The organism is Sphingobium sp. C100 (assembly GCF_000508185.1).
Classification (GTDB): Bacteria; Pseudomonadota; Alphaproteobacteria; order Sphingomonadales; family Sphingomonadaceae; genus Sphingobium.
The window spans coordinates 1-20,299 of record NZ_AYOY01000203.1 but is presented as its reverse complement, the minus strand read 5'-3'; the positions used below and the strand labels follow the sequence as shown (position 1 = coordinate 20,299).

General features: G+C 62.7%; 17 protein-coding genes. 10 read left to right on the top strand and 7 right to left on the bottom strand.

Annotation, left to right across the window (positions count from 1 at the left end; translation table 11 throughout):
* Positions 1 to 71: 71 nt before the first annotated feature.
* Positions 72 to 1,124 carry a LacI family DNA-binding transcriptional regulator gene (locus C100_RS45770; RefSeq protein ID WP_024021902.1) on the bottom strand — a complete coding sequence of 351 codons (1,053 nt, stop codon included), beginning with the start codon at positions 1,122 to 1,124 and terminating at the stop codon, positions 72 to 74.
* 132 nt (positions 1,125 to 1,256) lie between these two features.
* On the opposite strand from C100_RS45770, the gene C100_RS45765 reads away from it, so the two are divergent.
* From C100_RS45765 to C100_RS45755, 3 genes are all read left to right on the top strand, one after another.
* The gene (locus C100_RS45765) at positions 1,257 to 2,042 is read left to right on the top strand and encodes a 2-keto-4-pentenoate hydratase (protein WP_031310301.1); all 786 of its coding nucleotides are present in this window, start codon (positions 1,257 to 1,259) and stop codon (positions 2,040 to 2,042) included.
* Positions 2,043 to 2,070: 28 nt separating this feature from the next.
* Entirely contained in the window at positions 2,071 to 3,342 is a 1,272-nt protein-coding gene (locus tag C100_RS45760) for an MFS transporter (RefSeq protein WP_442800336.1), read from the top strand.
* Positions 3,343 to 3,563: 221 nt separating this feature from the next.
* Positions 3,564 to 4,139: a hypothetical protein gene (locus C100_RS45755; protein ID WP_024021899.1), complete on the top strand. Its 576-nt coding sequence runs from the start codon at positions 3,564 to 3,566 to the stop codon at positions 4,137 to 4,139.
* A 65-nt stretch (positions 4,140 to 4,204) separates the two neighbouring features.
* Here C100_RS45755 and C100_RS45750 read toward each other — a convergent pair whose 3' ends face one another.
* From C100_RS45750 to C100_RS45740, 5 genes are all read right to left on the bottom strand, one after another.
* Complete coding sequence (locus C100_RS45750) at positions 4,205 to 4,936, bottom strand: SDR family oxidoreductase (protein WP_024021898.1); 732 nt, start codon at positions 4,934 to 4,936, stop codon at positions 4,205 to 4,207.
* The gene (locus C100_RS45745; RefSeq protein WP_024021897.1) at positions 4,933 to 6,135 is read right to left on the bottom strand and encodes a UxaA family hydrolase; all 1,203 of its coding nucleotides are present in this window, start codon (positions 6,133 to 6,135) and stop codon (positions 4,933 to 4,935) included. The genes C100_RS45750 and C100_RS45745 overlap by 4 nt, the downstream gene beginning before the upstream one ends.
* Positions 6,132 to 7,421, bottom strand: a complete 1,290-nt coding sequence (locus tag C100_RS0125475; RefSeq protein WP_024021896.1) for an aldo/keto reductase — start codon at positions 7,419 to 7,421, stop codon at positions 6,132 to 6,134. The genes C100_RS45745 and C100_RS0125475 overlap by 4 nt, the downstream gene beginning before the upstream one ends.
* Positions 7,418 to 7,696, bottom strand: a complete 279-nt coding sequence (locus tag C100_RS0125470; protein ID WP_031310297.1) for a hypothetical protein — start codon at positions 7,694 to 7,696, stop codon at positions 7,418 to 7,420. The genes C100_RS0125475 and C100_RS0125470 overlap by 4 nt, the downstream gene beginning before the upstream one ends.
* A gap of 85 nt (positions 7,697 to 7,781) precedes the next feature.
* The gene (locus C100_RS45740) at positions 7,782 to 10,475 is read right to left on the bottom strand and encodes a TonB-dependent receptor (RefSeq protein WP_442800337.1); all 2,694 of its coding nucleotides are present in this window, start codon (positions 10,473 to 10,475) and stop codon (positions 7,782 to 7,784) included.
* A gap of 260 nt (positions 10,476 to 10,735) precedes the next feature.
* Between C100_RS45740 and C100_RS45735 the strand changes: the two genes are divergently transcribed.
* Genes C100_RS45735 through C100_RS45705 form a run of 7 tightly spaced genes read left to right on the top strand, consistent with a single transcriptional unit; the run spans position 10,736 to position 19,547 of the window.
* On the top strand, positions 10,736 to 11,530 hold the full coding sequence (locus C100_RS45735; RefSeq protein ID WP_024021893.1) for an IclR family transcriptional regulator: 795 nt from the start codon (positions 10,736 to 10,738) through the stop codon (positions 11,528 to 11,530).
* The gene (locus C100_RS45730) at positions 11,527 to 12,495 is read left to right on the top strand and encodes an alpha/beta hydrolase (protein ID WP_031310296.1); all 969 of its coding nucleotides are present in this window, start codon (positions 11,527 to 11,529) and stop codon (positions 12,493 to 12,495) included. Before C100_RS45735 ends, C100_RS45730 begins: the two co-directional genes overlap by 4 nt.
* A complete protein-coding gene (locus C100_RS45725; protein ID WP_024021891.1) occupies positions 12,492 to 13,280 on the top strand; it encodes a GDSL-type esterase/lipase family protein in 789 nt (262 codons plus the stop codon). The genes C100_RS45730 and C100_RS45725 overlap by 4 nt, the downstream gene beginning before the upstream one ends.
* A gap of 13 nt (positions 13,281 to 13,293) precedes the next feature.
* On the top strand, positions 13,294 to 14,088 hold the full coding sequence (locus C100_RS45720) for an SGNH/GDSL hydrolase family protein (RefSeq protein WP_024021890.1): 795 nt from the start codon (positions 13,294 to 13,296) through the stop codon (positions 14,086 to 14,088).
* Complete coding sequence (locus C100_RS45715) at positions 14,088 to 15,713, top strand: alpha-L-fucosidase (RefSeq protein WP_031310294.1); 1,626 nt, start codon at positions 14,088 to 14,090, stop codon at positions 15,711 to 15,713. The genes C100_RS45720 and C100_RS45715 overlap by 1 nt, the downstream gene beginning before the upstream one ends.
* Before the next feature lie 23 nt (positions 15,714 to 15,736).
* Complete coding sequence (locus C100_RS45710; protein ID WP_024021888.1) at positions 15,737 to 18,076, top strand: glycoside hydrolase family 31 protein; 2,340 nt, start codon at positions 15,737 to 15,739, stop codon at positions 18,074 to 18,076.
* Between the two features lie 13 nt (positions 18,077 to 18,089).
* Positions 18,090 to 19,547 carry a GH1 family beta-glucosidase gene (locus C100_RS45705; RefSeq protein ID WP_024021887.1) on the top strand — a complete coding sequence of 486 codons (1,458 nt, stop codon included), beginning with the start codon at positions 18,090 to 18,092 and terminating at the stop codon, positions 19,545 to 19,547.
* Positions 19,548 to 19,567: 20 nt separating this feature from the next.
* Here the strand turns inward: C100_RS45705 and C100_RS45700 are convergent.
* A partial coding sequence (locus tag C100_RS45700) for a Rossmann-like and DUF2520 domain-containing protein (protein ID WP_024021886.1) occupies positions 19,568 to 20,299 on the bottom strand: 732 nt, incomplete at its 5' end.

The following is a 20,299-nucleotide window of genomic DNA, read 5'->3' as shown; positions in this document are numbered from 1 at the left end:
CGTGATAGGTCTTCTCGAACATGATGGCTCCTCCTCCATTCGATGGACACCGGTGTCAGGAGCCGGCTCTATCAAGTCTGAACGGGCGGTGCAACTGATCCTCGCCGGATCAAAGTGGAACTGAACATAGAGGGTTCGTTCACCTCAGCCCCTTCGCCAATGGCTGTGCCGATCAATTTAAGCGCCGCTGCGCGCCCCATGGCTACAATAGGCCAGCGAACCGTGCTGAGTGGCGGCCAGACGCGCGTAGTAACCGGCGTGTCATCGAATCCGATGATGGAGAGTTGTTCCGGTACGGCGATGCCACGCAGGCGCGCAGCATAAAGAACCCCTGCGGCCATCTCGTCGTTACTGGCAAAAATGGCCGTGGGGCGCGGCGTCAAATCGAACAGACTTTCCGACGCGGACAACCCCGATTCGAACGTATATTGTCCATCCGCCACCAAACTGCGCGGCAAACTGATGCCAGCTTCCGCCAGCGCCATTTCGAAACCTTCGCGTCGCTCCCGCGCTGAGCGGAAACCATGCGGCCCTGCAATCAACCCGATGCGACGATGCCCTTGGGCGATCAGATGGCGCACCGCATCGGCCACCGCTTCCCGGTCGTTGGAAGCGACCATATGCTCGGGATCATCGAGTATCGCTGACCCCATGCGGACGTAACGACATCCCTGTTCATCCAACATCCGCATGAGCGCGTCATTTTCCGACATGGGGGGCAGCACCACAACGCCAAAGAGCCGCTGTCGCGTCACAAAGCCCTGAATATCTTCCATGACCTGATTGGATCCCCGATCGACGGGCCGGATGACAAGTTCGAACTCCGTCCCGTGCAGCGCCTCGAGAATGCCCCGCTGCATGGAAAGCACCATTTGCGCGTTGGGGTTATCGTAAATCAGACCGATCAGAAAATTGCGGCCAAGCGCCAATGCGCGCGCCTGTGGATTGGGGACATACCCCGTTTCCCGAATGATGGCTTCGACCTTGTCGCGGGTCTCCCGGTTGAGCAGCGGAGAACGATTGATGACGCGACTGACGGTTTTCTTTGAAACGCCGGCCAAACGCGCAATATCATTGATCGTCAGCTTGGCCGCTGGCCCCTCATCTTGTTTCTGCTTCGCCATGGCGCCTTATAGACGAGTTGCGCCCGTGCGCCAGCGGCCTAGCAGACAATAGCTTGATAATGACACCGGTTTCCTATACCCGATCAGGAGATTTTTGACGGAAAGGATTTTCGCGTGAACGCCAGCACCAGCATGACAGAAGCCATTGCTGAACGCTTTCTGGCGGCCCGCAAGGCAGCACAGAGCCTCGATGAATATCCCGGTGCGCCGCCAGCCACACTGGATGAGGCCTATGCCATACAGGATAGCGCGCTGGCCCGGATGGGCGGCGTTATCGCCGGATGGAAGGTGGGGCGCATTCTGCCGCCGCTTAGCGACCAATATGGCTGCGATCGGTTGGCCGGACCTATTTTCGCAAACACAGTGTCGATGATCGGCCCCGCTTCACAGGGCCTGATCTACGCGGGTGGCTTCGGCGCGATCGAGGCGGAATTTCTGTTTCGCATCGGCAAGGCGCCGCGAGCAGACCAAAGCCAATTCACATTGGAAGAAGCGGCAGGGCATATCGACGCCGTCCATATCGGCGTGGAAATCGCCAGTTCTCCTTTCGTCGGCATCAACGACATGGGACCGGCAGTGACCATCTCCGATTTCGGCAATAATAACGGTCTTTTGATCGGTCCGGCTGTACCGTCATGGCGGGATAACACCTATGCCGACCAAGAGGTGATCACATCAATCGATGGCGCGCCAGTGGGCAAAGGCAGTGCCTCTGCCTTTACCTTTGGCGCCATCGGCTCGGTCCGTTTCCTGCTGGAAAATCTTGCCAGGCGGAATATCCCGATCGAAACGGGCTGGTGGATATCGACCGGTGCTGTCACAGGTGTCCACCCGATACGGCCGGGCCAGGAGGTGAAGATGGATTTCGGTCCGCTCGGCGCGCTCCATTGCAGCATTGGCACTCAAGAGCCGCGTTAAGGGGCCTGATCAGATAAAATGGAGCTGGATGATGAGGGAAGCTGAGATGCCGGCGCCAACGGTCGGTCGTTATCGGTGGGTCGTGGTGGGACTGCTCTTCGCTGCCACCGCCATCAATTACGTGGACCGACAGATGATAGGCGTGCTCAAGCCTACTCTGGCCGAAGAGATGGCCTGGTCGGAAACCGACTATGCCAATATCGTTTTCTGGTTTCAGGCCGCCTATGCGATCGGTTATCTGGGCTTTGGCCGGATCGTCGACATGATCGGTGCGCGGCTTGGTTATGCCGTGGCGGTGATCGTCTGGACGGTTGCCCACATGGCCCATGGCGGCGTCCACGGCGTCACTCAGTTCGCGCTCGCCCGCTTCGGCCTTGGAATCGGGGAGTCGGGGAATTTTCCTGCGGGCATCAAGGCCGTGACGGAATGGTTCCCGCAAAAGGAGCGGGCTTTTGCCATTGGCCTGTTCAATGCGGGCGCCAATGTGGGGGCGATCGTAACCCCTTTGCTCGTGCCTTGGCTGACGGTCGCTTACGGCTGGCGCGTCGCCTTCTATGCGACCGGTATATTCGGCATTATCTGGCTGGTGGCCTGGCTCGCCCTCTATCGCCGACCGCAGGAACATCCCAAAGTTACTGCCGGAGAACTGGCGTATATTCAGCAGGATCCGGCCGACCCGGTGCAGAAGATCGGCTGGGGCCGGATCATGAGCGTGCGGGAAACCTGGGCCTACGCGATCGGCAAATTCTGCATCGACCCGATCTGGTGGTTCTTCCTCTTCTGGCTGCCGGGCTATCTTGGCACACGTTATGGCCTGGACCTTATCAGTTTCGGTCCGCCGCTAGTGGCCATCTACCTGCTCTCCGATGGCGGCAGCATCTTTGGCGGCTGGCTGTCGGGTCGATTGATGAAGGCGGGCAAAAGCGTCAATGCCGCCCGCAAACTGACGATGCTTCTATGCGCGTGCGCGGTGCTCCCGATCTTCTTTGCCCAGTCGATCGACAATCTCTGGCTTGCCGTGTTGGTGATCGGCATAGCAACTGCGGCCCATCAGGCATTTTCGGCCAATCTCTACACGCTTCCTTCGGACCTCTTTCCGCGGGGTGCGGTAGGGTCGGTCGTTGGGATCGGCGGAACCATGGGTGCCATTGGCGGCATGGCGATGGCGAAATATGCCGGATATATTCTTGACAGCATCGGCAGCTATACGCCTCTCTTCGCGGTCGCCGGCAGTGCCTATTTCGTGGCGCTTGCGGCAGTGCACCTGCTGTCCCCGCGACTGGACCGCGTAAGCGTATAAAAATCAATCGGGACTGTTTCCGCAATCTTCTGGAGATTTCGGGCGGCGCAGCCATGCGCCGCCATTTCTTTGATCCTCACCGATCTGCCGGGGATAGCGCCACAGCCCGTAAAGTTTCCGCCATGACACTTTACCGTCGGGTAAAGTGTCACTGCCGACAAAGTGCGACTCGCCGAAAAAAGTGGATTCACATCCAGTCCGCTCTGTGCTTGATTCCTGATATGTTCCCAGCACCCGTTTCTTCCCGCCCTGCCGGGGGCAGCGATATTTCGCTTCTGCTCGACCAATTGTCGCATTGCAGTTCACGGCCGCGCTATGCCTTCATGCTGCTCACGCTGATCGCCGATGTGGCGCGTCCCGACGGCAGCGCGGGGCCATGGGTGCGCATGGGCGAAGGCATCGTCCCGCTGCGCGACTGGTTATGCGATGCGCTGACGCCGATGGGACATCGAGACCCGCGCCGCATGGCGCTGGTCGAACGCGTTCGCGAGGAGTTACGAAAAACCGGGCGCTTGTCGGGAAATGCGTCGCCGGATGAAGAGATGGTGCAGGATGAAGTCCGCACCCGCGTACGCGCTTCGGGCAAGACCAATCTTAGCCGGGCCGCGTCCGAACTGGTAAAGGCCGGCCTGCTCACACGTCACTATCAGGGCTATCGTGTCGACCATCTCAACCGGGGCGCGCAACGGCAGGCAGTATATATATTGGCGGGAAGAGCACGCGCACTGATTGGCCCGCAGCCAGCTTCGCAGCGTCCGGCCGCCCGGGCAGGCCAAGGTGACCTCTTCGCAACCTGATCAAGCGGACGAAGGCTAAGCGCCAGGGGTCAAGCGGTAGCAACTTGGATGCGACCGGGCATGCATCAGTTTACCCAGCCACCGTCGATCACATGCACAGCGCCCGTGGTAAAGCTTGCTTCATCGCTGGCAAGGTAAAGGACCAGGGCGGCGATCTCCTCCGCCTGGCCAAGCCGGCCCATCGGCTGGCGCGCGATGAAGGCAGCCTGCGCTGCGTCATAGTCCCCGGTGTCCTGGAGCCTTTGTTGCAGGGATGGCGTGTCGATCGTGCCCGGACAAATACAGTTGCACCGCACCCCCTGGCCGACAAAATCGGCCGCCACCGCCTTGGTCAGGCCAATGACACCGGCCTTGCTCGCGCCATAGGCGAAGCGATTGGGGATGCCCTTCACCGAACTGGCGATGGAAGACATGTTGACGATCGATCCCGCGCCCTTTTCCAGCATTTCGGGCAGGACGGCCCGGACCGTGTGATACATCGCCGTCATGTTGAGCGAGAGGGCGAAGTCCCAGTCCGCTTCGCTGCATTCGAGAATGTTGCCGGCATGAACGACGCCGGCGATGTTTGCGAGCACATCAATCGCGCCGATGTCCGTCACCAGCGCGCGCACCGCCGCCCCGTCGGTGACATCGAGCGCCCGCAATTCGCAGCCATCCAGGCCGTCGAGCGCTTGCGTGTCCCGGTCGGTCGCGATCACCCGCGCGCCTTCGGCCACGAAGCGCTCCGCCGTGGCGCGACCGATGCCGCGGGCCGCCGCCGTGACAAGCGCGACCTTGCCGGCCAGCCGCCCGCTCATGCCCGCGCCCTTGTCGGCAGACAGTCGGGGCCGATGGGATCGAAAGCCTTGTAAGTCAAAATAAACTCCTGATGGCCTAGGGATTCCGAAATGCTGCGGTCGCCGCCGGCGACCGCAAGCACCTTGTCGTAGATTTCCGCGCCCACCTGCTCCAGCGTCGCCTCGCCTTCCAGGATGCGGCCGGCATTGACGTCCATGTCGGCGGCCAGGCGGCGGGCCGTGTCGGGATTGGCGCAAATCTTGATGACCGGCGAAATGGCCGATCCGACCACCGACCCGCGCCCGGTGGTGAAGAGCGTCAGATGCGCGCCGCAGGCGATGAGTTCGACAATCTCCGCATTGTCGGCAATATTGGGAAAGCCGAAGCGCGGCTCTCCATCAGGCACGACGTCGAGCAGATAGAGGCCGCCCGTCGGCGGCAGGTCGCCCGGCTTCAATATGCCGTGGATGATTGAGGAGCCGGATTTGGAATAGGCGCCCATCGACTTCTCCTCCTGCGTGGTGAGGCCGCCTTCGGCATTGCCCGGCGCGAAGCTGCCAAAGCCCATGATGGTGTAATAATGCTCGGCCTTGTGAACGCAGGCCTCGATCGCGATGGCCAGTTCCGGCGTGGCCGCGCGATCGGCCATGATGGTCTCGCAGCCGACCAGTTCCCCCGTCTCCTCGAAGATGCAGGCCGCGCCGGCCGCGACCAGGCGATCAAACGCCCGGCCGACCGCCGGATTGGCGGTGATGCCGCTGGTCCCGTCGGAACCGCCACAGATGGTGCCGATCACCAGTTCGTCCACGTTCATCGGCACGCGTTCCACATCGGCGATGGCCGCGCGCACCCGCTCCACCGCCTCCAGTCCCGCCGCGATCGTCGCTGCCGTCCCGCCGGTTTCCTGGATGACCAGCAGTTCCGCCGGCCGGCCGCTCGCCCGCGCCACCGCCAGCAACCGCTCGCGATTAAAGCTCTCGCAGCCCAGCGACACGATCACCAGCCCGCCGACATTAGGATGGGTGGCGATCGCTTCCATCACCTTGGCAGCATAGGCATTGGGGTAGCAGCCCGGAAAGCCGATCAGGTGCACGTCGGGATCATCGACCTTGTCGACGATCCGCCGCGCGACATGATGCGCACATTCGACCAGATAGGCGACCGCGACGACGTTGCGGATGCCCTTGCGACCGTCCTTCCGGAGCCAGGCCTCGATCATGCCCCGCCCCCCAGAGTGCCGCGGGTATGGCTGCTGATATAGTCGCTCTTCATATTATGCATATGGACCCAGTCGCCGGTGGCGGCATCGGCGGTGATCGATCCGATCGGCGCGCCATATTTGATGACCTTGTCCCCGGCCGTCAGCGGCACGCGCGCGACCTTGTGCCCAATGGCAATGCCTTCGCGCGCGGGGATGGTCCCGCCCGAAGCCGGCAGCACATCGCCCGCATCGATCGCGCGGACGCAGATCAGCACATTGTCGTCGGGATGCAGCAGGATCAGGCGCGCATCATCCTGCAACATGACGTGACCGGCGCGCGGAGGCTCTGGCGCGAGAACCGAATCAAGCGCGGACCAGAGCGCCTCTGGAAGCGACATGGCCAAGCGATCCATCGTGTCGACGACCTGATCGGCGCCGACCAGGCCGGGAATGACGCTCGCGACCTGCCGGTGTCGCAGGGGGAATTGCAAGGCCGCCGCCGGCAGCGACGTGCCGAAGCGAGCGCAGATGGCCGCCAACCCGTGCGCTCTTTCCAGCACATCGTCACTCGGCGCGCCATAGTCGAAATGGAGCGGACCGTTCAGGTCGCGCGCCAGAATGCCGCTATTATAGGGACCGCCGACGATGAGCCGGACGCCCAGCGCGGCGCAACGCGCCAGCAACCGCTCGGCGCTGCGGTCCAGCAGGGTGTAACGGCCGGCCAGCAGGATCATGTCCAGTTCGATATGGTCCAGCAGCGCGTCGCAGATCGCGACTTCATTGACGCCGATCCCGATCGCATCGACCGCGCCGCTGTCGCGCAAGTCCCGCATCGCGCGATAGCCGCTGTTCAGGAAGACGCGCAGATGCGCCTCATGCGCATCGCCATGGGTCAGCCGACCAAGATCATGCGCCAGCAACAGGTCGATGCGATCGCGCCCGATCCGCTGACGGCTGGCATCAAACGAGCGCAGGATGGCCTCGCCAGAATAGTCGAAGACCGGCTCGAACGGGTCGGCATCGACGAAACCGTGACGTTCGCCCTGCGCATCGGTCGGCACCAACAGGCGGCCGACCTTGGTCGACAGGATCGCCTCGTTGGTTACGTCCCGCTGCGCCAGCATGGCGCCCAAACGGCGTTCGGCCAGGCCAAAGCCATAATGGGGCGCCGTGTCATAATAGCGTATGCCCGCGTCCCACGCCGCATTGAGCGTCGCTTGAGCTTCACTGTCCGTGACGGCACGATAAAGATTGCCAAGAGGCGCGGTGCCCATGCCGAGCCGCGGAAAGTCGGACGAGGTCATGAGGGTCGCTCCAGTCGATAGCCGCGGGTCATATTGCCGCCTCTGAACAGCGGATGGCGGTGGACCGGCATCGCAGTGCAGGCGCGGTCGCGCCAACGGACCATGCAAGCCTTGGGGATAAACACCAGCCAATCCCGGCCCCGGATCAGGCTGTCGGCGCTCTGCCGCAAGTTGCAGCCGGTCGGAATCGCGATGGACCACAACCGCGGCGCCACCCGAGGCCGACGATCGTCATTGCGACCGGCACGCCCGAAATGGCCATGCGCATCGATCATATCAGCCTGTTCTCCCGATCCCCGGCGATGCGCCTTGCGGCCATGCGCCGCCGGGGATGAGGGGGCAACCATAACGGCGGTTGCGTCAATAGGAGATTCGGGCGGTGAGGCTGATGCGGCGGTCGTTGACAACAACGTCGCGCGGCCGCGTATCGATGCCGAAATAGGTCGCGCGACGCGTATTCGTCAGGTTCACACCGTCCAGCGTAAGGGCAAATTGCGGTGTAACATTATAGCTAATCGATGCGTCGAGCTGACCGAACGGCTCGTTGAAAATTGGCAGGTTGCCGGTTCCGTTGCCCGCCGTCGTGACAACATATTTGCTGCGCCAGTTATAGGCGACACGGGCCGAAAGACCACCCAATTCATAAATGCCCACAATATTGTAATTATATTTCGACAAGAGTTCGAGTGGCACATCGGTGACCGGTCCGGCAGTCGCCGGCGATGGTGCCTTGGAATCGACATAGGTGAAGTTTGCCTGCATCCCGAGACCGCTGAGCGGTCCTGGCAGGAAATCGAAGAACTGTTGATAAGCCAGTTCGAAACCCTTCACCTTGCCGGTGGCGACATTATTGTAGGACGTCACTTCATAATTATAGCTGTCACCATTTTCGAAGGTTACATTGCGTGTCGAAACGGCAGTCTGGATGTAATTCTTGATCCGCTTGTAGAACGCCGCCGCCGTCAACGATCCTGTGCGCGAAAAATACCATTCCAGTGATGCGTCGAGATTGTCCGACTTCATCGGCTTCAGATAGGGGTTGCCACCCGAGGTGCTATGCACCTGGTCCTGCTGCGCGCTGCCCGGCTCTGTGATGGTGAGGCTGGGGTTCAACTGCGTGAAGCTTGGCCGCGAGATATTCTTGGCCGCGGCGAGGCGCAGTTGCAGATCGTCGGTCAGGTGAATGCGCAGGTTCAGGCTCGGCAGAACCGAAGTATAGCTGCGCGAAACGGCGATTGGATTGAAGACGGTCGGGCCATTGGTTTCATTGCCATTCTCGTCGATTATGATCGGCGTCTGCTGATAATATCCTGACACGTCCAGATCGGTGCGGACCACGCGAACGCCGATATTGCCGTCGACCGGATCGGCCTTGAAGAAAGCGGTGGCGTAGCCGGTATAGGTTTTTTGTAGTTGCTGGTTGGTCCCGCTTTGTACGTAGGACGGCGCACTGGCGATGCCCAACGTATCCAATGTGGCCTGATAATTGCGGATGATGCCGCGCTTAAAGGCTATGATATTTCCGAACAGATCGGCGTCGCCCCGGAAGAAATCGTCCAGGTTGACGGTTTCCAGATCGGTTGGGATGCTTGAGAGGCCGGTGTAGCGATAGCCCGTGTCGATCGTCTTGTTGCGCCGATCGGCGAAGCGCAGACCCGCCTTGATGGACGAGAGGATGCCAGCGTCGAAGCGATATTCGGCGTCGAGCCGTGCGGTCTTGTCCGAGGCTTTCGATTCATTGAGGTTGTCGAGATAAAATGCACTGTCGTAGGTCGCGGGATTGGTCAGTCCGGTGGACGAACCGATATTCACGACCGGCACTGATCCCGAGATATTCTGGTAGAGCGTGTCGGCCGTGCCGTTGAGACCGAAGATCGAACGCAGATTCTTGGTTGTCGCATCGACATATTGACCGTCAGCGCTGATCGTCAGGTTCGGCGTCGCCTTCCACTTAAGGTTCAGCGAATAATCGGTGGTCTTGGATCGACGGGTCTGCGCGCTCGTATTGTCGCCGATCGGCAGGTCAATAAAGGTGCCGCTCTGGAAATCGCCATTGTCGGCATAGGTAAATGGCGCACCCGGCTGAGGCACGATCGCACTGGTCGAAGTATACGCAAAGAAGCTATAATCGTCCAAGCGGAACTTATAGTCTGAACGAAAAACCTCAGCGGTCAATTCCAGCGTGTCGCTGGGGCGCCATTGAACCGAAATGTCGGTTCCGAGGCGACGACGGTCGCCATAAACTTGTCCGATACCCGTGCCGTGCGGCAGCGTAGTCGTCTGACCGGTGCGGCCGAGCGTGTCGAGCACCGCAGCATCAGCGGGTACGCTGGGATCAAGCGTGTAGAATGGTTCGGTCGAAATCGTATCCTGGCGGAAGGCGGTCTTCTGGTAGGAGACGCTGGCAAGTATGCCGATTTCGCCGATGCCGGTTTCCCACCGATCGCTCAGCAGCAGGGAGGCGGACGGCTTGAACTTGTCGACCAGATCGAAATGGCTTTGCGTGAGCGTGGCCGCCGCTTTGAAGCCGTCAAAGTCGAAGGGCTTGCGCGTCCGGAAATTGATGGTGCCCGAAAGCTGATCTTCGATCAGGTCTGCCGAGGGATTTTTGTACACGTCGATGCCCGCCAACAATTCCGAGGGAATATCCTCAAGGCTGAGTTGGTTGGCGCCGCTGGCGGTGAATATGTCCCGACCGTTGAGTTCGGTGCGGACCTGCGTAAGGCCGCGGATCGCAACCGAACTGCCCTCACCATATTGGCGTTGGACCTGAATGCCGGGAATGCGTTGCAGCGCCTCGGCGACGTTGCGATCGGGCAGTTTGCCGATGTCCTCGGCCACGATGGAATCCACGATAACGTCGCTATTGCGCTTGATCGACTGTGCGCTCGACAGGCTGGCGCGCACGCCGGTCACGACGATCGCGGCTTCGTCATCGGCGGGCGCCGCTTGCGACGCGGTAGCGGCATCCTGCGCCATGGCATGGCCGCCCAGCATCATGCTGCCGATCGAGATACCCGCCAGCAAGGCTGCGCGACGTGGCGTGAAAGTCATCTTGGACATGGAACCCTTTTCCTCTCCCTGCCCCTTGATTCGGAGCGGGCACTGATGATTCGCACCGCACGGGAGGCGGCGGAACACTTCCCTAAAGACGTCGCAGTCCGCCCTGAGAGCGTTACCACGACGAAACTCCAATACTCGCACATTTGCCAATATGAAATATAAAAATTGATTTTATATGTGCACGGCTTTAGGGGCTGATGCTGCGTCGGCGGGTATAACAGGCTGAAAAGCGACGCTTGGTGGAGGGGACAATGACCGGCAAAACGCGTTATCAGGCACCTGCCCTGAAAAAGGGTCTCGAAATCATCGAGCTGCTCGCAGCGGCCAGCACCCCCCTCATCATGTCAGACATATCTGTTGCTCTGGGCCGATCCGTCAGCGAAATATTCCGAATGCTCCAGGTGTTGGAAGAACATGGCTATATCGCGCGCGCCGAAGACGGCTACCGCCTCACCAACCGGCTGTTCGCGCTGGGCATGAGCCAGCCGCCGATCCGCGACCTGGCGTCCACCGCCCTGCCCGTGATGCAGGAACTGGCGCGCAGGGCTGGGCAAAGCTGCCATCTGGGCGTGGCGTCGGGCGCCGAGATGGTGGTCATCATTGCAATCGAGGCGCCGGGCCTTTCGGGCTTTGCCGTGCGTGTGGGATATCGCCGCCCGCTCCACCGCTCCAATTCCGGGCGCATCCTGCTGGCGTTCCAGCCGCCCGAGTCGCGGGCCGCCATGCTGGAGGACATCCGCGCGAATGGCGGCGATTTCGACGAGAACGATCTGTCCGCGCGGCTGGATGCCGTCGTGGTCGCGGGTGGCGCCAATGCGCCCAGCCCGATGCTGACCGGCATCACCGACCTGTCCGCCCCCATATTGGCCGGCGATGTAGCGCGCGCGGCGCTCACCATGCCCTATGTCGATGGCCCCGCCAATCGCGCCACGATGGACGAGTGCAGCCATTTGGTGCGCGAGGCTGCCCGCACGATCGGCGCGGAGATGTCGCCGATCATCACCGCGCCGCCCCGTCGCGCTCAGCAGGAGGAAAAGGATACATGACCATGATGGACCGCCGCATGGCCCTGATCACCGCCGCCGGCATCGCTGCGCTACCGACGCTGGCCGGAGCGCAGACGAACGCAGCCGACGAGGTCATCGACCTGTGGCCCGGCTCGCCGCCCGGCGACACCGGGGCACGCATCGTCCGCAAGATCGACGATCAGTCCAGGGAAGCGGGCAAGCTGGACCGCTGGGTTACCGGCATCGACCGCCCGGTGATGGTGGTGCGCCGCCCCGCCCGCCCCAATGGTGCGGCGATGCTGGTGGTGCCGGGCGGCGGATACGGTTTCCTGTCCTATGACAATGAGGGCACCAACCAGGCGGACTGGCTCAACGCGCGCGGGATCACAGCCTTCATCCTGCTCTATCGCCTGCCCGGCGAAGGCTGGGCGCGGCGCGAGGATGTGCCGTTGCAGGATGCGCAGCGGGCGATGCGACTGATCCGCGCCGGAGCTGTCGCTTTCGCTGTCGACAAAAGCCGTGTCGGCGTTCTCGGCTTTTCCGCAGGCGGCCATCTGGCCGGATCGCTGGCGACGCGGCATGGCGAGCGGGTCTATGACCCTGTCGATGCCGCCGATCGTGGCGATGCGCGACCGGACGTCGCGGGACTGCTCTATCCAGTCGTGAGCCTGGACGCCGGGTTCAGCCATGGCGGATCGCGCGATAATCTGCTGGGGCCTGACGCGCCCAAGCCGATGCGGCTTGCCCGGTCGGTGGAGCGGCGCGTCTCGGCATCCACGCCGCCCATTTTCCTGGCCCATGCCACCGACGACGGCTTGGTCCCCCCGGCCAACAGCATTGCTTTGTTCCAGGCGATGGAGGCGGCCAACCGCCCCGTGGCGCTGCACATCTTCAGCGCGGGCGGCCATGGCTTTGGCGTGCGCCCGGCGCCCATGATGGAGGCGGCCGCCTGGCCGGCACTGTTCGCCACCTTTGCCGCCCGACATGGGTTGATTGGGGCATGAAGATCGCGCTGCTTCCGCTACTGGTTCTGGCGGCAAGCCCGGCACTGGCCGCATCGGACTCTTATCAAAGCGCCCCCGAACGGCGCACCGTCGGGGAAAAGGATTGGGGACCGTGGCTCGGGCCGTTCCGTGCGAAGCTGGTGCCCAGCCTGATGCAGGATTTCGGCGAGCGTTATCTGTACGCGCCCGCCAATGCTGCACTGCCGCCGCCCGCGCCGGACGAGCAGCGGGTCGTGTTCCTGGGCGATTCCATCACTGACCGCTGGAACCTGGCCGCCAGCTTTCCCGGCAAACCCTATGTCAATCGCGGCATCGGCAGCCAGGTGACGGCGCAGATGCTGCTGCGCTTCCATCAGGACGTGGTTGCATTGAAGCCCAGCGCCGTCGTGATTTTGGCTGGAATCAATGACGTGCAGGGTTTTCTGCAACAGGAAACGGCCGAGCAGATCGAAACCAATTGGGAAGCGATGGGCGATCTGGCGGATGCCCACGGCATCAGGGTCGTGTTCGGATCGATCCTGCCGGTCAACGATTATAGCGACGCTGCAAAACATGTGGTGGCAGAGCGCAAGCCCGCCGAACTGCTGGCGCTCAATATCTGGCTGCGCGATTTCTGCGCCCGGCGCGGCTATGTCTATGCCGATTATTTCGACGCTCTGGTGGACCGCAACGGCCTGATGGCCGCCGCCTATACGCAGGATGGTATCCATCCGCTCGACAATGGCTACGCCGTGATGGCCCCGATCGCGCAGCATGCGATCGAGCAGGCATTGCGCGGACGATAGGGGAGAGATGAGGATGTTGCGCCTGACTGCCGTTCTTTGCGCGCTCGCGATCAGCGGCGTCGCCTTTGCCGAGACCAAAGTGCCCGGTGATCCCCATGCGGACGATCCAGTCGGCATCGTCCCCGACCCCTGCCCCGTCCATCCCAGGCCTGAAGGCGATGCAGGATGGCAAATGTGGAACCTGCATATGTTGACGCGCGATTTCGGGCAGCTCTGCCGCTATGCCGCCGACAACAAGTCGCTGAAGGGTCAGACGGTCCGCGTCGTCTTCATGGGCGATTCCATCACCGACAACTGGATCAATGCCGATCCCTCGCTGTTCACGAGCGGGCTGGTCGATCGCGGGATCAGCGGCCAGACGACGGCGCAGATGCTGGTCCGGTTCCGCCAGGACGTGATCGCGCTCAAGCCCCAGGTCGTCCATATCATGGCCGGCACCAACGATATTGCGGGCAATACGGGCGCGGCGACGATGGAAACGGTGCTGGGCCACATTCAAAGCATGGCCGAACTGGCGCGGGCGCACGGGATCAAGGTCATCATCGCTTCCATTCCGCCGGCCGGCGCATTCCCTTGGAGCCCGGGCATGACCCCCGCGCCGCAGATCGCAGCCATCAACACATGGCTGGCGGACTATGCGCGCGCCAAAGGCTTTACCTATGTCGATTATCATAGCGCCATGGCGCTGCCTGATGGCGCGATGAAGGCGGGCCTGTCGAGCGACGGGGTGCATCCGACAAAGGAAGGCTATGCCATCATGCGACCGCTGGCCGAGGCAGCGATCGCCCGGACCCTGGGGAAGAAATGATGCAATCCTTCGGCCGCCGCTCCTTTCTCGCCGGTGCCGCCGCGCTCGGCCTCGCCCGCTCGGCGCGCGCGGCAAGTCCGATGGGCACCGCGCGCGGGCCGGTGCAGGCGAGCTGGCCATCGCTGGTCGACAATTACCGCTATCCCGACTGGTTCCGCGACGCCAAGCTGGGCCTCTGGTCGCATTGGGGGCCGCAATCGGTGCCGCAGCAGGGCGACTGGTATGGCCGCTTCATGTATATGCAGGGCCACCCGATGTATGAGCATCACCTGAAAACCTACGGCCATCCGTCGGTTGCGGGGATGAAGGATATCCAGCATCTGTGGACCGCCGACAAATGGGACCCGGATGCGCTGATCGCCCGCTACCAGAAGGCGGGCGCCAAATATTTCATGGCGCTGGCCTGCCATCACGACAATCTCGATTGCTATGACAGCCGCTATCACGCCTGGAACAGCCTGCGCGTCGGGCCGAAAAAGGATGTCGTCGGCATCTGGGAAAAGGCCGCGCGCAAGGCCGGCCTGAAGTTCGGCGTGTCCAATCACGCCGCCCATGCCTGGCACTGGTATCAGCCGGCCTATGGCTATGACCCGACGGGTCCGAAAAAGGGCGAGCGCTATGACGCCTTCCGCCTGCGCAAGGCCGATGGCGTAGGCCAATGGTGGGAGGGCCTGGACCCGCAGGAACTCTACACCGGCGGTCATGCGGTCCTACCCGACGGCATCGACAGCATCGAGGCGATGAACCAGTGGCACGACGCAAACAACGGCCAGTGGATCGAGACCGGGCCGAAAGACGACCCGGCCTATGTCACCCGCTGGCTGCTGCGCCAGACCGACCTGGTCGAGAAATACAGGCCTGACCTCGTCTATATGGACGATCATGAGCTGCCCTTCGGCCCGGTCGGGCTGGAAGCGGCAGCCGACTATTATAACCGCTCGATCCAGTGGCATGGCAAGATCGACGTGGTGCTGACGGGCAAGCAGCTCAAACCCTATGCCCGCTTCGGCATGGTGCAGGATGTCGAGCGCGGCTTTACCGATCATTTATGGGATGAGCCGTGGCAGACCGATACCTGCATCGGCGACTGGTTCTATAATGTCGCGCGCCTGAACGACAAAAGCTACAAGACCGCCGAGGAAGTGATCCAGCGCCTGGCCGATGTCGTGTCAAAGAATGGCAACCTCCTGCTTTCCATCCCGCAGCCCGGCGACGGCTCGATCGACAGCGAAGAGGAGAAGATCCTCGACGGCATGACTGGATGGATGGCGCATGGCGGCGAGGCGATCTTCGGCTCGCGCCCCTGGCGTATCTATGGCGAAGGTCCGACCGAGCTGATCGCGGGGATGCAGAATGAGGAGAAGGCCAAACCCTTCACCGCCCAGGACATCCGCTTCACCACCAACAAGGGCGCGCTCTATGCGCTGTTCCTGGGCCGGCCGGGCGGGTCTACGACCATCCGCTCACTGGCGCGCGGTCGCATCGAGGGCCAGATCAGCCAGGTGACGCTGCTTGGCGGCGGGCCGCTTGCCTTCCGGCAGGACGGCGCGGGCCTGCACGTCGATATGCCGCAAAACAACGGCTTCGTGCCCGCCGTCCGCATCGATGGCCGGGGCCTGGTTTAATACAAGAACGGGGACTTCGAGGGATGAGCGCAACGGGTTTCAAGACGATATTAGCAACGATCGCACTGGGCGTGTCCAGCATCGGGCTGACCGCCCCGGCGCTGGCCGAACCGATGGCGCTGCTCGACCGCCATGGCAGCCGCGTCGCGATCGAGCCCTATGCGCCCAATATCGTGCGCGTCACCATCGCGCTCGACAAGGCGCTGGCGCAAGCTGCCCCCGGCCCCGGCCCCATCGCCAAGTCGGACGCGACCGGCTGGACGCACAGCAACAAAGCGGGCGCCGATATTTTCCGCTCGTCGGCGTTGACACTGACCGTCGACCCCCAGCCCTGGCCCAAGGCGCCGACGCAGATGGAACGCTATTTCGCGCCTTCGCTCCCGCCCGTCAGCCTGTCCGTGCGGGACGCGGGCGGCAAGCTGCTGACCCGGATGACCGGCTGGGAAATGGCGCCGGTCACCGTCAATGGCGAACAGACCTTCAAGGTCGGCGCCAGTTTCGACGCGCCGGGCGACGAACATTATTACGGCCTAGGGCAAAATCAGGAAGGCAAGCTCGACCTCAAGGGTCGAGAGATCGACTGCAAACATTATTATGATGCGCCTGCGGGCGAAACCGTCTGCGTCCCCTTCATGGTCACGAACAAGGGCTATGGCATCATGTGGGACAATCCCGCCCGCACCCTGGTCTGGCCGGGCCTGCACAGCAGCACCCGCTGGCAGAGCCAGGTGGGCGAGCGCGTCTCCTTCTTCGTCATTTCCGGCAAGACAGCCGACGAGATCTACGCCGGCTATGCCAAGCTGACCGGCGACACGCCGCTGCCGCCCAAGGCGGGCTTCGGCCTCATCCAGAGTAAGGCGCGTTACGAGAGCCAGCAGGAATTGCTGGATGTCGCCAAGGGCTATCGCCAGCGCGGCCTGCCGCTCGACGTGATGGTGCTCGACTGGTTCTATTGGACCCGCATGGGGCAGATGGACATTGACCGCACCTATTTCCCCGATCCCAAGGGCATGAACGACCAACTCAACGCCATGGGGATGCGCTCCATCGTCAGCGTGTGGCCGCGCTTCGAGCGGGAATCGCGCTATTTCGACATGCTGGCGACGAAAGGCTGGCTGCTCAAGGACAAGGACGGCAATCCGGTCGACGGCCTTCCCGTCCGGTTCGACCGCGCCGGCGCGCTGATCGACAGCACCAACCCGGACGCGCGGGAGTGGTTCTGGGGCAAAATCCGCGACAATATCGCGAGCCAGGGCTTCGACTGGTTCTGGTTGGACGAGACCGAGCCGGACGTCATCCCCGAGGGTTTCTTCTTCTCCATCGGGTCGGGCGACCGCTATCGCAACCTGTTCCCGCTGGTGCATGTCAGCGGCGTCGCCGAAGGGTCCGAGCGTGACCGGCCCAATTTCCGCAACATGATCCTGGCGCGGGCCGCCTATCTCGGCTCACAACGCTATGGCGGCCTGTTCTGGTCGTCGGATGTCAAGTCGACCTGGGAAGCGCTGCGGCGGCAGGTGCCGACGGGCCTGAACTTCACCGCTTCGGGCATCGCTTATTGGGGCAGCGACATTGGCGGCTGGCAATGGCCGAGCGGTCCCGCGCCGGAACATCCCGTGCTGCTCGATCCGGCGGGTATGACCGCCGCTGCCATGGACTATGTCGATTATCCCGAACTGTTCGTCCGCTGGTTCCAATATAGCGTCTTCACGCCGACGCTGCGCATCCATGGCCAGCGCCCCGACACGGAACTATGGACCTATGGCAAGGCAGCCGAGCCGATCCTGGCCGACTGGTTGCGGCTGCGCTATACCTTGATGCCCTATATTTATTCGCTGGGGCGCCACACCTATGACAGCGGCGCGCCCTTCATGCGGGCGTTGTTCATGGATTTCCCGAATGATCCCAAGGTGGTGACCATCGGCGACCAATATATGTTTGGCCCTGCTTTCCTGGTCGCGCCGGTGACCGAGCAGGGGCAGACGAAACGCCCGGTCTATCTGCCCGCCGGCACCGCCTGGTATGATTATTGGACCAACCAACGCTATGAGGGCGGCCAGACGATCAAGGTCGATGCGCCGATCAACCGGATGCCCCTATTCGTCAAGGCCGGCTCCATCGTCCCGATGGGCGCGGCGGTGCAGAGCACCGCCGAAAAGCAGGCGCTGGAAAGCATCCGCGTCTATCCGGGCGCCGACGCGCGCTTCACCCTCTATGATGATGACGGCACCACCAACGCCTATCGCAAAAATGGCGGCACGAAGGCCGAACTGATGTGGAACGAGCGCACCAGGGCGCTGACAGCGAAGAGCAAATTGCCATCCGGCCAGGCTGTGGGCAGCCTCGTCCAGATCGTCGGACAATAAGGAGCGACATGATATGACAGGGATCAACCGCCGCGAATTGGGCATGGGTCTGGGCGCTGCCGCACTGGGCGCCACGCTGTCCGGCGGAGCGCCGGCCGCCGCCCAGCCCGAACCAAGCGCCGCGCCGCAGGATTATATGTCCTTCCCGCCCGATTTCCTGTGGGGCGCGGCGACCGCCGCCTATCAGATCGAGGGTGCGGTGAAGGCGGATGGCCGCGGCCCCACCAACTGGGACATATTTTCCCATACGCCCGGCAAGGTCGCCAATGGCGACACCGGCGATGTCGCCTGCGACAGCTATCACCGCTATCAGGACGACATCCAGCTTCTCAAAGACCTGGGTGTGAAGGCCTATCGCTTTTCAATCGCCTGGTCGCGCATCTTCCCCGACGGCAAGGGCAAGCCCAACCAGAAGGGCGTCGATTATTATAATCGGTTGGTCGACGGGCTGCTCGCGGCCGGCATCACGCCGCACGCCACCCTGTTCCATTGGGATCTGCCCGCCGCGCTGCCCGGTGGCTGGCAGAACCGCGACACGGCCTACGCCTTTGCCGATTATGCCGGCTATATGGCGGGCGAGCTCAGCGATCGCGTGAAGCATTTCATGACGGTCAACGAACTGCGCTGTTTCACCGATCTGAGCTATATGACCGGCGGCAAGGCGCCGGGGCTCAAGCTGCCGATGGGCGAGGTGAATCAGGTCCGCCACCATGGCGTGCTGGCCCATGGTCTTGGCGTGCAGGCGATCCGTGCGGGGGCCAAGGCGGGGACGCTGGTGGGCATTGCCGACAACCCCAATATCTACGTCCCCGCGATCGAGACGCCCGACCATATCGAAGCGACCAGGAACGCCGTGCGCGAAGAAAATGCCATGTTCCTGACCGCCATCATGGAAGGCAAATATCTCGACACCTACCTGACCGCGCAGGGCAAGGATGCGCCCACGGTCAAGGCGGGCGACATGAAGATCATCGGCAGCCCGCTCGATTTCCTGTCGGTCAATGTCTACACCGGCAACACGGTGCGCGCCGACGCGAGCAAGCCGGGCGGCTATGATATTTTGCCGCGCCTACCCCAATCGCCGCGCATGGCGTCGCCCTGGCTCTATGTCAGCCCGGAAGTCATCTATTGGGGCATCCGCGCCATCAGCGAAATGTGGAAGCCCAAGGCGATCTATATTTCCGAAAATGGCTGTTCCACCGATGATCAGGTCGCACCCGACGGCCGCGTCTATGACGCCGACCGGGTCATGTATCTGCGCAACTATATCACCCATCTTCAGCGCGCCGCGCGCGAAGGGCTGCCGATCAAGGGCTATTTCGTCTGGAGCCTGATGGACAATTTCGAGTGGGAGGACGGCTATACCAAGCTGTTCGGCATCCATCATGTCGATTTCAAGACGCAGAAGCGCACGCCCAAATTGTCGGCCGACTGGTATCGCGAACTGGTGCGCACCAACAAGCTGGTCTGAACGATCGTGACCGGACCGGATCAGCCCAGCAGATCGCGCAAAGCCGTCGCTGGCGGGGCGCCGGTCCGGTCCAGCTCGTCCAGCGTCGCGCGCGCCATCGCGCGATAGGCTGGCAGAATCTGTGGGCAACCGTCTGACAGCGCCGCGAGGTGGCGGACGATGGTTTGCGCGTCGCCGCGCAGCAGCGGTCCCGAAAGCGCCTCGAAACCTTGGGACAGGCTGTTTTCCAGGGCGGCGCGCGCCAGCGGCGCCAGCAGCGCGCCCGGCTCCGCGACGCCGGCGGCCGACAGCGCGTGACTGGCGCCACTGAGCAGCGTCACCATATGATTGGCCGCATGGCATAAGGCGGCGTGATAGAGGGCGCGGCGATCCTCCTCCACTGCCTCCGCAACGCCGCCGAGATGCGTGACCAGCGCCCTCGCCCGTTCGGTCGCGGCGGCGCTCGACCCGGTGATGGCGAAACGTGCGCCCGCCATGCGCGTCATTTCCGCCTGCGGATCGCCGGTGAAGGTCATCGCCGGATGGATGGCGGCGGTGAGCGCGCCCGCAACGCGTAAAGGTTCAAGTAGAGCCGCGCCGCTACCGCCGCTGACGTGGAAGATGAAAGGCGGCGGCGATGGCAATATGGCGCGGGCAAGCATTGCCACGACCGCGCTGATCGCATCATCCGACACCGCCAGGACAATCATGTCGCAGCCTTCCACCACCTCGTCCAGCTGCCGCGCGACGACGCCGCCGGCCGTTGCGGCGGC